At 73.6% G+C, this 14,026-nt stretch carries 8 protein-coding genes and 1 pseudogene; 5 read left to right on the top strand and 4 right to left on the bottom strand.

The window, feature by feature from the left end; genetic code table 11:
• Positions 1-12: 12 nt before the first annotated feature.
• Positions 13-1,800, bottom strand: a complete 1,788-nt coding sequence (locus ACFV3E_RS25280) for an FAD-binding dehydrogenase (RefSeq protein ID WP_500536716.1) — start codon at positions 1,798-1,800, stop codon at positions 13-15.
• A gap of 183 nt (positions 1,801-1,983) precedes the next feature.
• On the opposite strand from ACFV3E_RS25280, the gene ACFV3E_RS25285 reads away from it, so the two are divergent.
• Positions 1,984-3,159: a helix-turn-helix domain-containing protein gene (locus tag ACFV3E_RS25285; protein WP_500536717.1), complete on the top strand. Its 1,176-nt coding sequence runs from the start codon at positions 1,984-1,986 to the stop codon at positions 3,157-3,159.
• Here the strand turns inward: ACFV3E_RS25285 and ACFV3E_RS25290 are convergent.
• Entirely contained in the window at positions 3,149-3,370 is a 222-nt protein-coding gene (locus tag ACFV3E_RS25290; RefSeq protein WP_500536718.1) for a DUF1427 family protein, read from the bottom strand. The genes ACFV3E_RS25285 and ACFV3E_RS25290 overlap by 11 nt on opposite strands.
• Positions 3,367-3,516: a DUF1427 family protein gene (locus ACFV3E_RS25295; protein ID WP_500363209.1), complete on the bottom strand. Its 150-nt coding sequence runs from the start codon at positions 3,514-3,516 to the stop codon at positions 3,367-3,369. Before ACFV3E_RS25295 ends, ACFV3E_RS25290 begins: the two co-directional genes overlap by 4 nt.
• Before the next feature lie 375 nt (positions 3,517-3,891).
• Between ACFV3E_RS25295 and ACFV3E_RS25300 the strand changes: the two genes are divergently transcribed.
• Entirely contained in the window at positions 3,892-7,623 is a 3,732-nt protein-coding gene (locus ACFV3E_RS25300; protein WP_500536719.1) for a S8 family serine peptidase, read from the top strand.
• A gap of 100 nt (positions 7,624-7,723) precedes the next feature.
• Here the strand turns inward: ACFV3E_RS25300 and ACFV3E_RS25305 are convergent.
• A pseudogene (locus tag ACFV3E_RS25305) lies at positions 7,724-8,254 on the bottom strand (NAD(P)H-dependent oxidoreductase); the annotation flags it as partial.
• Between the two features lie 106 nt (positions 8,255-8,360).
• Between ACFV3E_RS25305 and ACFV3E_RS25310 the strand changes: the two are divergent.
• The 3 genes from ACFV3E_RS25310 to ACFV3E_RS25320 all read left to right on the top strand — a co-directional run bounded on the left by ACFV3E_RS25310 (position 8,361) and on the right by ACFV3E_RS25320 (position 14,002).
• The gene (locus tag ACFV3E_RS25310) at positions 8,361-9,011 is read left to right on the top strand and encodes a TetR/AcrR family transcriptional regulator (RefSeq protein WP_500536720.1); all 651 of its coding nucleotides are present in this window, start codon (positions 8,361-8,363) and stop codon (positions 9,009-9,011) included.
• A gap of 285 nt (positions 9,012-9,296) precedes the next feature.
• Entirely contained in the window at positions 9,297-13,064 is a 3,768-nt protein-coding gene (locus ACFV3E_RS25315) for a S8 family serine peptidase (protein ID WP_500536721.1), read from the top strand.
• A gap of 146 nt (positions 13,065-13,210) precedes the next feature.
• Complete coding sequence (locus ACFV3E_RS25320) at positions 13,211-14,002, top strand: hypothetical protein (protein WP_500536722.1); 792 nt, start codon at positions 13,211-13,213, stop codon at positions 14,000-14,002.
• Positions 14,003-14,026 lie beyond the last annotated feature (24 nt).

Genomic DNA, 14,026 nt, shown 5'->3' on the forward strand with positions numbered 1-14,026 from the left:
GAGGGGCGCCCCTCAGGTCGCCGTGGCGGCCGCCGCAGCACGCCCGGCCTGACGGCCGGAGAAGAGGCAGCCGCCGAGGAACGTGCCTTCCAGGGAGCGGTAACCGTGGACGCCGCCGCCGCCGAAACCGGCGACCTCACCGGCGGCGTACAGACCCGGCACCGGCTCCCCGGCCGCGTCCAGGACCCGGCCGGACAGGTCGGTCTGCAGACCCCCGAGCGTCTTGCGGGTGAGGATGTTCAGCCGTACCGCGATCAGCGGTCCCGCCGCCGGGTCCATGATCTTGTGGACAGTGGCGGTGCGGCTGAGGAAGTCGCCCGGGTAGGCCAGGGCGTTGCGGATCCCCATCACCTGGGCGTCCTTGGTGTACGGATTGTCGATCTCGCGGTCCCGGGCGTCGATCTGCCGCTTGAGGTCGGCCAGGTCGATGAGGTCCTCCCCGGTCAGCCTGTTCATCCCGGCGACGAGACCGGACAGCGAGGAGGAGACCACGAAGTCGACGCCGTTCTTCTTGAACCGCTCGATGGGCTCCGGGGTCTGCCACAGGCGGGAGAGGGTGAGGGGGATGTCCTTGTTGGTGAGGTCCGGGTTCTGCTCCGATCCGGAGAGGGCGAACTCCTTCGCCAGGATCTTCTGGGTGGTCACGAACCAGGAGTAGTCGTACCCGGTGCCCGTGATCGTCTTGAGCGTGCCGAGGGTGTCGTACCCGGGGAGGTCCGGGGCGGAGAAGCGCCTGCCGGTGGCGTCCAGCCACAGCGAGGAGGGGCCGGGGAGGATGCGGATGCCGTGCTTGGCCCAGATCGGGGCGTAGTTCTGCAGACCTTCGGTGTAGTGCCACATGCGGTCCGGGTTGACGATCCGGCCGCCGGCCCGCTCGGTGATGGCGAGCATCCGGCCGTCCACGTGCTCGGGCACGCCGGAGATCATGTTCTTCGGCGGGGTGCCGAGCCGGGCCGGCCAGTTCTGGCGTACCAGGTCGTGGTTGGCGCCCATGCCGCCCGAGGTCACGATCACGACCGGCGCCCGCAGCTCGAAATCGCCGACGACGGTGCGCGAACTGCGGGTGCCCCGTGGGGCGTTGCTCGGCTCCAGCACGGCTCCGCGGACCCCGGTGACGACGCCGCCGGTGCGTACGAGTTCGTCGACGCGGTGCCGGAACCCGAAGCTCACCAGCCCCCTGGCGACCGCGGCGCGTACGCGCTTCTCGAAGGGCTCGACGACGGCCGGTCCGGTCCCCCAGGTGACGTGGAAGCGGGGCACCGAGTTGCCGTGGCCGTCCGCGAGGCCGCCGCCGCGCTCGGCCCAGCCGACGATCGGGAACCAGCGCACGCCCTGCTGGTGGAGCCAGGACCGCTTCTCCCCCGCGGCGAAGTCCACGTAGGCCTCGGCCCACTTGTAGGCCCAGTGGTCCTGGCCGTGGGGGTCGGTGACGTCACGGTCGAAGCCGGCCGCGCCCTGCCAGTCCTGCCACGCCAGGTCGCGGGAGTCCTTGATGCCCATCAGCCGCTGCTCGGCGGAGTCGACGAGGAACAGTCCGCCGAAGGACCAGAACGCCTGGCCGCCCAGATTGGTCTCCGGCTCCTGGTCGAGCAGGAGCACCTTGCGTCCCTTGTCGGCCAGTTCCGCGGTCGCGACCAGGCCCGCCAGGCCGTGGCCGATGACGATCACGTCCGCGTCCTGGGATGCGGCGGCGTGGGCCGGGACCGCCTGCGCCAGGGCGGTCGCCCCGGCGAGCACACCTCCCGCCGCCGTCAGGACGCGGCGCCGGCTGGGCAGGGCGGGGTCTGTCACTGTCTCCATGGCGTGCCTTCCGGAGGGTGCGGGGGGATGCGCGAAGGGTGTTGCCCGGATGACCTTGCTGTTACCTTCGGTAGCCGACAGGTAATCAGGTGGTCATGACAATGCGGTAGTGGCCGGCCGCCAATGCGCCCGCACCCGGTTGTCGCCCGGCCACAGCGTTCGGTCGCGGAAGGGGCGAGGCTCTTGACGGTCACCCACCAGCCCGAGCCCGTCGCCGGGATCCTGCGGGACATGGCCGGCGACGCGGACGTACGGGGCCAGCTCGTGCACGCCGCGCGCACCCACTCCCCCGACGTCGCCCGGCTCGGCGAGGCGGAGACCCGGCGGCACGTCACCGCCATCGTCGCCGCGGCCGGACCGTGGCTCGGCACCTTCGGGCGCGTGGACGGCCAGGACTTCGCCGCCGCCCTGCTGCTCGGCACCGACCGGGCCGAACAGGGCGTCCCCATCACCTCGGTGCTCCACGGCGTCCAGGCGGCCCTCACCCGCACGGTGGAGATCACCGTCGACCGCAGCAGGTCGGCCGGAGTGCCCGACGGCATGCTGCTCTCGGCGGTCCTGCGGCTCAAGGAGTACGGCGACGCCGTCGAACGCCACGTGATCAACGGATACCGCACGGCCGAGCAGGAACTGCCCCCCGCCTCCGACGGCCTGCGGGCGCGGGTGCTGCGCCGGCTCCTGACGGCCGGCACCCCGCCACCGGCAGGGGACCTGGCGCGGGCCGGGCTCCGGCCCGGCGGCACGTTCCACTGCCTCGTCGCGGACGGCCTCGACGCCGCCGGCGCCCACCGCCTCGCGGACCGGATCACCGAGCTGCGCGGGATCGCCGGACGGGTCGAGGGCCGGCCTGCGGGCCTGCTCCCGCGGATGCCCGCGCGGGGGGAACTCGGGCCGGAGGCGGCCGGCGGACTCGTCGTCCTCTCCCCCGCCGTTCCGCCGGAGGAACTGCCGCCCGCCCACCGGCTGTGCGTCCGCGCGCTGAACGCCGGCGGCCGGCGCGGACGGCGCGGGGTGCGGGAGCTGACGGACTTCGCCGGCGAGATCGCCACCGCGGAGCAGCCGCTGCTGGGCTCGTTCCTGGCCGGCAGGCTCCTGGGCGCCCTGGATCCGTCGGACGCCTTCCACCGTCAACTGGCCCTCACCGCACTGGCGTTCCTGGACCACGGGCGGCGTCTGGACCAGACGGCGGCGGCACTGTTCACCCACCCCAACACCGTGCGCTACCGGCTCGGCCGGCTCCGGCAGATCACCGGCGAGCCGCCGGCGGACGCCACGTCCGGGCCGCTGGACGCCCTCCACTGGTGGTGGGCCCTGACGACATGGCTGGGGCCGGACCGGGAAGCCCCCTTCACGGACTAGCCGGGGGCGCCCCCTCCGCCGGGTCGGCGGGCCGTTTCCGGCGGCGCGCCAGCAGGTGCCGCGTCGCCGCCTCGCCGGCGAGGATGCCGAGCAGCCCGGCGAGCGAGATCCACGGCGGGGCGGGCGACATGACGCCCATGAGCCAGTACAGGACACCCGCCAGGGCCCCCACGGAGAACGAGAGGAGGCACCGGGAGAGCAGGGACCTCACGCGAGCCACCCCGGCACGGAGGAGCCGATCAGGATGCCGGCCAGGCCGACGAGGCAGATGAACGGCGGCGCGGGGGACGGGACCCTGAGGAGGCCGTACATGATGCCGACGACCAGGCCCGCTCCGAAGGACGCGGCGTAGCCCACGCCGACCCCCTTTCCTTTTTGTCGGATATAAGGATTTCCGTCCCTTTCTAGCAGCACGGATGGCGCCCGGTCGTGCAGCGCGGCGCCAGGTGACCCCGTCCGGGCGGCGGGGCCACCGGCGCGTGCCGCCGGCACCTCGGCGCCGGCCGGGCTCGCAACGGTGCGCCGCGCCATCGGTCCGCAGGACAACTTCCCCACGTGGGAGCGGGGTTGACGACCTCAAACCCGCACGGTCGTGATGCCGACGTGGGAAAGATCACCTCGCACGCCCTGCCCCCGTTCGCGGGTTTGGGTCCAGGATGCGACCGCCCCCACCGGGGCAGTCCGAACCGTTGGCGGGCCGACCCCGGCCCCACGGAACAGCCAGGGAATCCCTTGAGACCATCACCCAGACGCTGGGGCGTGCTCGCCGCCGCCGGTGCCGCCCTCCTGTCGATGGCGCAACCCGCCGCCCTGTCCGCCTCCCAGGCCGCCTCGCCCGGGAGCGCCGGCTCCGACGCCCCGGCGGAGCGGGGCAACGTGCCCGCGGGCGTCCACACGGTCACCCTGATCACGGGTGACATCGTTATCACCCGGCAGTCAGGTACCGCCGGGGGCACCGTCGAGGTGCGCGGCGCGGGCGGGTCCCGGACCCGCGCGCACATCATGGAGTCCCGCGGGGACCTCTACGTCTATCCGGAATCCGCCCTCCCCTACGTGGCGGCGGGCACCCTGGACCGGCGCCTGTTCAACATCAGCAAGCTCGTCGCGGACGGCTACGACGACGCGCACCTCGACCACCTGCCGCTGATCGTCTCCTACAGCACCGCCGCCGGCCTGCGCTCCACGACGCCGCGGGGTGCCACCCGGGTCAGGGACCTCAGCAGCGTCCAGGGTGCCGCCCTCACCGAGGACAGGGACCGGTCCGCCGACTTCTGGCAGGCCGTCACCTCCGCGCCCGGTTCCGGGTCGCGGGCCGCCAAGGCCACCTCCGGCGACACCCCTTCCTTCGGCTCCGGCATCGCCCGCATCTGGCTCGACGGCAAGGTCGAGGCCGATCTCGCCGACACCACCGCCCAGATCGGCGCCCCGCAGGCGTGGTCGGCCGGCGACACCGGCAAGGGTGTCGACGTCGCCGTCCTCGACACCGGTGTCGACACCGGGCACCCCGACCTGTCCGGCCGGATCGCCGCCACCCGGACCTTCGTCCCGGACGAGGACGTGACGGACCGCAACGGGCACGGCACCCATGTCGCGTCCACCATCGCCGGCACCGGGGCCGCCTCGGACGGCAAGGAGAAGGGCGTCGCCCCCGGCGCGGACCTCCACGTGGGCAAGGTGCTGGCCGACTCGGGCTCCGGTCAGGACTCCTGGGTGCTGGCCGGTATGGAATGGGCCGCGGTGGACCAGGACGCGGACGTCGTGAGCATGAGCCTGGGCTCCGACACCCCGTCCGACGGCACGGACCCCCTCAGCGCGGCGGTCGACCGCCTGAGCGCGCAGACCGGCGCGCTGTTCGTCATCGCCGCGGGCAACATGGGCACGCCCGGCAGCATCGGCGGGCCGGGCGCGGCGGACGCCGCCCTGACCGTGGGAGCCGTCGACTCCTCCGACGACGTCGCCTGGTTCTCCAGCCAGGGTCCGCGCGTCGGCGACGGCGGTCTCAAGCCCGAGATCACCGCGCCCGGCGTCGACGTCCTGGCGGCCCGCTCGCAGTACGCGCCGGAGGGCGAGGGCAGCTACCAGACGCTCAGCGGCACCTCGATGGCCACCCCGCACGTCGCGGGCGCGGCGGCCCTGCTCGCGGCCGCGCGCCCCGGGCTCACCGGCTCCCAGCTGAAGGACCTGCTGGTGAGCAGCTCGAAGCAGACCCCGCAGTACGACGCGTTCCAGGCGGGCAGCGGCCGGGTGGACGTGCCCTCGGCGCTCGGCGCCGAGGTGTTCGCCTCGGCGACCGCGTTCACCGGCCAGGCGGAGGCCGGCGGCGGTGCCGCCGCGGTCGAGCGCCCGGTCACGTACACCAACACCGGGGGTTCCCCGGTGACGCTCGCCCTGTCCGTCCAGGCCCCGAACGCCCCCGCGGGGCTGTTCGCGCTGTCCGCGTCCCGGGTCGTCGTGCCGGCGCACGGCACCGCCGAGGTCACCGTCACCATCGACGGCTCGAAGGCGACCGGGAACGGCCGCTGGTCCGGTCAGGTCGTCGCGGCCGACACGGCGGGGAGGACGGTCACCCACACGGCGGTGTCGCTGGGCGACGCCGCCCACAGGCTGACGATGGTCCTCAAGGACGGTGAGGGCAAGCCCATGTCCGGGGTCGTCGAGGTGCTGCGCTCCGGCGACTTCGACCCCGCGTTCTACCTCGTCGACCAGACCGGGCGGCTGGAGACCTGGCTCCCGGACGACGTCTACTCCGTGCTGTCCTTCAAGGACGTGCGCGGCGTGCACGGTCCCCACTCGATGGGCATGGCACTGCTCGGCGACCCCGAGGTCGTCATGGACCGCGACCGCACGGTGACGCTGGACGCGACGAAGCTCGAGCGGGTCGACATGACGACACCGCAGCCGACCGAGGTGACCTACCAGCGCCTGGAGTACAACCGCGCGATGGGCGGCGGCAGCTGGCGCGACTACATGGAGACCCAGACCAGCTACGACAGCCTCTGGGCCCAGCCCACCACGCACAAGGTCACCCACGGCGACTTCCACCTCGGCGCCCGCTGGCGCAAGGAGCAGCCGGCGCTGTCCGTCACCGCCGGGAACGACGCGTTCACCGACGTCCTGCGGCAGGAGGACGTCACCGCGCTCGCCCAGGGCCACTACGCGTTCCCCCTCGTGGCCGCGGGTGACGGCGCGAGCGCGGATTACGCCGGGCTGGACGCGCGCGGCAAGGCAGTGGTCGTGCGCCGGGGCGGCACCGTGGGCGACGCCGAACAGGCCGCCGCGGCGGTCGCGGCGGGCGCCAGGCTCCTGCTCGTCGTGAACGACCAGCCGGGACGCCAGCTGAGGAGCTACACCGACGACCCCTTCACGCCCGCCCGGATCGACGTCGCGCTGCTGAGCACCGACGAGGGCGAACGGCTCCTGCGCCGCGCGTCGGTACGGGGCGCCGTGCTGAAGGTGGGCTCGCAGCCGGTCAGCCCGTACGTCTACGACCTCATGTGGACGTGGCACAACGAGATCCCCGGCCGCCTCGTCGTCAAGGGGGGCACGAAGAACCTGGCCCGGGTCGACGTCACCTACGACAGCCCCGACCCGGCCCAGGGCGGCGGCGAGTTCCGCTTCGACTGGCCCGTGTACTCCAACTGGGGCATCGGCCTGACGATGCGCGAGCCGGTGAACTCGCGGCGGGTCGACTGGGTCTCCACCGGACCGGGCTACTCCTGGGGCCAGGAGGCGTACGTCGACGGTCTGCTGTACGAGGTCGAACCGCGCACCACGTACCGGGCGGGCAGCCGGCACAGCCAGGAGTGGTTCAAGCCCGTCGAGCGGCCGTACCTCAACAACAACTACAAGCTGCCCACCCGCAGCGGCAGTTGGCTGGCCTTCGACATCCCCGCATGGGGTGGCTCGGACCACGTCGGCATGTCGATGGACTACCAGCGCACACGGCAGACGCTCACCCTCTACCAGGGCGGCACGCGCCTGGGCCAGAGCACGACCAACACCAGCATGGGGGGCACCGCCCCCGGCGCGGGCCGGCTGCCCTACCGCCTGGTGCTGGACGCGAGCCGTGACGCCTCGGTGAGCCCCTACTCCTCCACCACGCACACCGAGTGGGAGTTCACGTCCAAGGCCCCGGCGGGCGACGACGCGGCGGTGCTGCCGCTGCCGCAGATCGACTACGGCATCGCCACGGACGCGGACGGCAGGGCCGCCCGGAACGACGCGCTGTCCGTCACGGCCGCCCACCTCCCGGGCGCCGTCGGCGTGGGCACCCTCTCGGCCGTCTCCCTCGAGGTGTCCTACGACGACGGACGCACCTGGCGGAAGACCGCCTGCGGGCACGACGGCCGCTTCAAGCTGTCGGCCCCGAAGCAGGCCCGGTTCGTCTCGCTCCGTGCGCGTGCGCACGACTCCGCGGGCAACGCGGTCACCCAGACCGTGATCCGGGCCTTCGGCCTCCGCTGACGCGGGGCGCCGCATCCCATCGGTGCGGGCGGGCCTCCTGACGGCCCGCCCGCACCGCCGTGCACGGGGCCGATCGGAAGACGCCGGGACCCGCCTGGGAGAGCTGCTCGATGACCTGGGTCAGACCCTCCACGACCTCGGAGTCGTCCGCCGGGTGCGTCTGCGCGAAGCGGGTCACGGAGCCGGGGATGGAGAGCTTGGCGTCCGTGAGGACGGAGGCACCGGCGATGCCGGCGGCCTTGCGGGCCTCGTCCTGGGCCCACACGCCGCCGTACTGGCCGTAGGCGGTGCCGACCACGGCGACCGGCTTGCCGGACAGGGCGCCGGCACCGTGGGGGCGGGACAGCCAGTCGATGGCGTTCTTGAGGACGGCCGGGATGGTGCCGTTGTACTCGGGCGAGAACAGCAGGAACGCGTCGACGGCGCCGGCGGTGGCGCGCAGGCGGGCGGCGGCCTCGGGCACCGCACCCTCGACGTCGATGTCCTCGTTGTAGAAGGGGACCTCCGCCAGACCCTCGTAGAGCGTGATCTCGACGCCCTCGGGAGCGTGCTTCACGGCGGCCTCGGCGAGCTGGCGGTTGTGCGAACCGGCGCGGAGGCTGCCGACGAGGGCGAGGATGCGGACGGACATGGGCGATCTCCCTGCTAGGAACTGAAAGCGGACCGTGGTCCGGTTACATGTTGTACCAGCCAAACGGACCGCGGTCCACTTCTATTCCCACCGCTACGCTGTGGCCATGACCGAGCCGCACCGCGCCGTCCTCCCCGTGCGCGACGCCTCCGCCGGACCCGCGGGCCTCACCCTCACGCCGGCGGGCGAGCCACCACGGCTGCGTGCCGACGCCGCGCGGAACCGCAGGCGCCTGCTGGAGGTGGCGGCCGAACTCGCCGCCGAGCACGGAGCGGCGAACGTGACCATGGAGGCCGTCGCCGCCGCGGCCGAGGTCGGCAAAGGGACGGTCTTCCGGCGTTTCGGCGACCGCACGGGGCTGATGCTCGCGCTGATCGACCACATCGAGCAGCAGATCCAGGCGGCCTTCCTCACCGGTCCGCCGCCCCTGGGACCGGACGCCCCGCCGCTGGAGCGGCTGCGCGCCTTCGGTCCCGCCGTGATGCGCCACGAGCACGCCCACCGCGACCTGTACCTCGCCGCGCGCCGGGAGCAGAGCCGCCGCTTCAACCCCTCGTACCAGCTCAGGCTCACGCACCTGACACTGCTGCTCCGGCAGTCGGGCGCCCCCGGTGACGTCGAACTGACCGGGCACACGCTGCAGGCCTACCTCGACACCGTGCTCGTGGAGTACCTGCTCACGGCCCGGGGCATGCCCATCGACCGGCTGGACGCCGGCTGGCACGACCTCGTCGACCGCCTCGGCACACCTCGGTAGCGCCGCCGCCGGAGGCCACCCGGGCCGCGGTGCGGATGCCCGGGCCGGTCGGCCCCGTTGAGCCGTCGTCGGCTCCTCGCGGAGGTCCGGCCCGCCGCCGTGGCGGCGGGCCGGTGAGCGGTCAGCGATTGCAGCCGGGACCGGCGGCCGGGGTTCCCACCCTGTCGTGATCCCGACAGCGGGCGGAAAGACGCCGCTGTTCGTCTCTCGTTTCCCGGCTCGTTGAATCGTTTAACTCGCTAGCATGCGGCGGACATTGGATGGATCTAACGTGAAGGATCCCCTGTGAGACCGCTCTTCCCGGGCCGAACCGGCCTGCCGATCGTCGCGGGTGTCGCGGCAATGCTGATGGCGATCCCACCGGCGTCTGCCAGTGACCACGCCACCGCCTCCTCCTCGACGGACAACGTGGTCGTGACCGGCCGGGCCCACTCGGGCTCCGGCCCGCGCACCGTCACCCTCATCACCGGCGACCGGGTCACCGTCACGCCGGGCGGCGACGGCCGTGCCTCCGTCACCGTGCAGGGCCCCGGCGGCCACCGCGCGGACGCCCGCATCACCACGCAGAACGGCGACACCTACGTCTACCCGTTCGCCGCCGAGCGGTACGTGTCGGCCGGGCTGCTCGACACCAACCTCTTCAACGTCACGCGGCTCATCGCCGACGGTTACGACGACGACCGGTCCAAGGGCCTGCCCGTCATCCTGACCTACTCCTCCGACGCCCGGCGGAAGCTCGCGGCGCCGTCCCTCCCCGACGGGGCCACCGGCGCACGCGCGCTGACCAGCATCGACAGCACCGCCACCACCCAGGACCACGACCAGGCGGCGGAGTTCTGGGCCGACCTGACCGGCCGGGCCACCCCGCAGGCGGCCGCGAAGGCCACGGCGAGCGGCCCCGCCCTGTCCGGCGGCGTACGCAAGGTGTGGCTCGACGGCAAGGTCGAGGCCGACCTCGCCGACAGCGTCGCCCAGATCGGCGCCCCGCAGGTGTGGGCCGGGGGCGACACGGGCCAGGGCGTGGACGTCGCCGTCCTCGACACCGGTTACGACACCGGCCACCCCGACCTCGACGGCGTCGTCACCGACTCCCGCAGCTTCGTGCCCGGCGAGGACGTCGACGACCACCACGGCCACGGCACCCACGTGGCGTCCACCATCGCGGGCAGCGGCGCCGCGTCCGGCGGCAAGGAGAAGGGCGTCGCCCCCGGCGTGCGGCTGCACGTGGGCAAGGTCCTCAGCAACGCGGGCAGCGGTTCCGACTCCTGGATCATCAGCGGCATGGAGTGGGCCGCCCGCGAGGCCAAGGCCCGCGTGGTCAGCATGAGCCTCGGCAGCGACCAGCCCACCGACGGCACCGACCCGATGAGCCAGGCGGTCAACGAACTCAGCGCCGAGACGGGCGCGTTGTTCACCATAGCCGCCGGCAACGCCGGCCCGTACGAGGGCACCGTGGCCGCTCCCGGCGCCGCCGACGCCGCGCTCACCGTCGGCGCCGTCGACTCCTCCGACGCCATCGCCGACTTCTCCAGTCGCGGCCCCCGTTTCCGGGACGACGCGATGAAGCCGGAGATCACCGCCCCCGGTGTCGACATCCTGGCGGCCCGCTCCCAGTGGGCGCCCTTCGGGACCGGCTCGTACGCCACCCTCAGCGGCACCTCGATGGCCACCCCCCACGTCGCGGGCGTCGCCGCCCTGGTGGCGGCGGAGCACCCGGACTGGAACGGGGCCCGGATCAAGGACGCCCTGGTCTCCACGTCCGTCGCGACCCCGGACATCCCCGCGGACTCGGGCGGCAACGGACGCGTGGACGCGGTGGCCGCCACGGGCAGCACGCTCGTGGCCACCGCCGCGGCCGACGCCGGCATCCACCCCCCGGGCGGCGCGTCCGGCGGGACCGTGACCCGTACCGTGGAGTGGGCCAACTCCGCTGACACCGCCGTCACCGTGACCCCGCGCGTGGACGCGCCGGGGGCACCCGAGGGCCTGTTCACCGTGACGGACCGGCAGCTCACCGTGCCCGCCCACGGCACCGCCTCCACCACCGTGACCACCACGCTCGACCGTGCCCCTGCGGGATCCCGCTTCACCGGGCACGTCGAGGGCGTCGTCGACGGCAAGGCGGCCACGCGCACCCTCCTCGCGGTCAGCACCCGGGACGAGTACCACCACCTGCGCGTCCACGTCACCGACCGAGCCGGCGACCCGCTGGTCGGCCTGGTGATGTACCAGCGCAAGGGCGACGAGTTTGCCCAGGCCCTCTACACCGACCTCGACGGCGTGCTGGACACCGTCGTCCCGCCGGGCACGTACACCGTCTGGACCTGGGGCGCCGTCCGCGGCGTCCACGGCGAGTCCTCCTTCGGCCGGGCGCTGCTGGCCCGCACCGGCGTCGTGGTCGCGGACGCCGACACCGACGCGACGCTGGACGGGACGAAGCTGCGCAGGACCCAGGTCGTCACGCCGAAGACGTCCACGGACAGCGACATCCGCATGGACTTCAGCCAGTCCTTCAAGGACGGCTCCCCGGCGATCACCGACACCGCGACCGTCGGCGACGGCTTCGACAGCGTGTGGGCGCTGCCCATGCCGAAGGCCTCCGGGGGCGACCTGGCGTACACGGTGCGCTGGCGCATGCAGCAGCCGCTGCTGGCCCTGTCCTCCGGCGACCAGGTCTTCGACGACCTGTGGCTCCAGCCCGGTTCCGGGCGCCCGGCCGAGGGCGCCAAGACCCTGCCCGCCGTGTTCGCGGGCAACGGCACCGCGGCGGAGTACGCGGCCGCCGGCGCCAAGGGCAAGGTGGCGGTGGTCCGCTTCGTGGCGGACGACGACGACCGGGTCGCCGCCGCGGCGGCCGACGACCAGTTCACCGCCGCGCAGAAGGCGGGCGTCGCGCTGCTGGTCGTGGTGAACGACCAGAACGGCCGGCTGCGGGAGCCCGTCCGCCGCACCGACCTGGTCATCGCGGGCATCTCCCGGACCGAGGGCGAGACCCTGATCGGCCGTATCCAGGACAGCCGTACCGGCTCGGTGCCGATGCGCGTCGTCGGCCACGCCGAGACGGACTACCTGTACGACCTGGTGCACACCTGGCACGGCACCATCCCGCAGACGCAGACCTACGCGCCCGCCGAGCACCGCCTGGCCAGGGTCGACGTCGGCTTCCGCAACGAACCCGGCACGGAGGTCGACGAGTTCCGCTACGACATCCAGCCCTACCTCGGGGTCAAGGTCGGCGGCACCCGGCTGTCGACGGCGGGCGCCGAGCGCACCGACTGGGTCACCCCGGCCGGTGAGGCGACCTGGATGGAGGAGGCCGCCAACGGCATCCGCTCCATCCAGTTCTCCGGGCTGGTCGACTACCCGGCGGGACGCACCACCGACGTCCAGTGGTTCGGCCCCGTCGAGCACCCGCGCATCAACGAGAGCCAGTGGCTGCCCCGGCGCACCGGTGACGCCCTCGACGTGACCATCCCGGCCTGGGGCGACGGCGGCCGCGACCACGCGGGCGTGGTCGGACCGGGCACCACCTCCCAGGTGAACGAGCTCTACCGGGGCGGCGATCTGGTCACCCGCACCGAGGGCGGCTGGCTGGGCGGGGACGTCCCTGCGGCCTCGGGCCGGTACCGGCTGGTGACGTCCACCGAGCGGACGGAGGGGTACCCGTACTCCACCGCGACCCGCACGGAGTGGGGCTTCACCTCCGCGACGCCGCGCACGGACGACCCGCAGGTGCTCCCGCTGTTGCAGCTCGACTACGGGATCCGCACCGACGCGGGCGGCGCCGCACGACGTGACGCCGAACTCACGGTCAGCGCTTCCCCGTTGCCGGGTGCGTCGGCCGGGCGGGTCAGCACCGACGCGGTGGAGGTCTCGTACGACGACGGCCGGACGTGGCACAAGCTCGCGCTGCGCGGCGCGGACGACGGCGCCGCCCGGGTCCGTCTGGACGCGCCGCGGCGGGCCGAGTTCCTGTCGCTGCGCGTGCGTGCCTCGGACAAGCGGGGCGACACGGTGACGCAGACGGTGATCCGGGCGACCGGCCTGGCCTGATCCGCGTCGCGTCGCCCCGGCGCTCCCCTCGTTGCCCTGACCCGGCAGGCCGGCGCGTCCCACGCTGCCGGCTGCGGGCCTGGGCGGCCTTCGGCACGGCATGATCGGATGGGCGCGCGGGGGTCGCACGGGGGTGGGGAGACACAGTGGGATCGGCGGAACAGAAGTCACCGGCCGGGATATGGCTGCTGATCGCCGTGGCGGCGCTGGCCGTCGGGGTGGCGATGGTCTTCCTGACGCGCGGTGCGCTGGTGCGGGAGCGGGAGTTCCGTGCGGCGCCGCCGTGCGCGTCCGCACCCGTCGAGGTGTCGGACTGCCGGTGGGAGCAACAGTTCACCGTGCGGTCGGTGGACACGCACAGCGGCAAGCGGGAGTCGCCCGAGGCGGAATTGTCGCTGCCGTCCGGCAAGCCCTGGCACCTGACCTTCCGTTGGCCCGGTCCCGTGCTGTCGCAGTTGGAGCCGGGCGACAAGGTCGTCGGCCTGATCTGGCGGGGGCAGGTCGTCGAGGTACGGAACGCCGCGGGAACCTCGCAGGAGACGAGCGACGGGCCTCTGGAGTGGCCCGAGGACCGCCTCGGCGGCGCGCTCGCCGGCCTCTCGACCGGCATGATGGCGCTCGTCGGGGCGCTGTGGGCGCTCTTCGTGCCGGGGCCGCGGCACGCGAACGCGGCGAAGGCCGTGCGGTGGCACGGAGTCGCCATGGGCGTCGCGGCGATCGTGACGCTGTGGGTGCAGGCGGCCAACGACTGGCCGATGTGGTCGATCCCGGCGATCTGGGGACCGCTGGCGCTGGCGCTGCTGGCCTCCGCGGTGGCCTTCGCCGTGTCCGCCCTGCGCGGCACGGCGGACGACGACGCCCCGTCCGCCGCGGGGTCGCCCCCAGCCCCGAAGGGCCTGCCGGGCGGGGTCCCGGGGCCGGGAACCGTACGTCCCTGACCCGGCTGCCCGCCCGGCACCGTC

It is taken from the genome of Streptomyces sp. NPDC059718, from assembly GCF_042733315.1.
Classification (GTDB): Bacteria; Actinomycetota; Actinomycetes; order Streptomycetales; family Streptomycetaceae; genus Actinacidiphila.

What these genes read in the sequence shown, in the direction of transcription:
- ACFV3E_RS25280 (WP_500536716.1), bottom strand. Translation starts at nt 1,800, where the DNA reads ATGGAGACAGTGACAGACCCCGCCCTGCCCAGCCGGCGCCGCGTCCTG.
- ACFV3E_RS25310 (WP_500536720.1), top strand. Translation starts at nt 8,361, where the DNA reads ATGACCGAGCCGCACCGCGCCGTCCTCCCCGTGCGCGACGCCTCCGCC.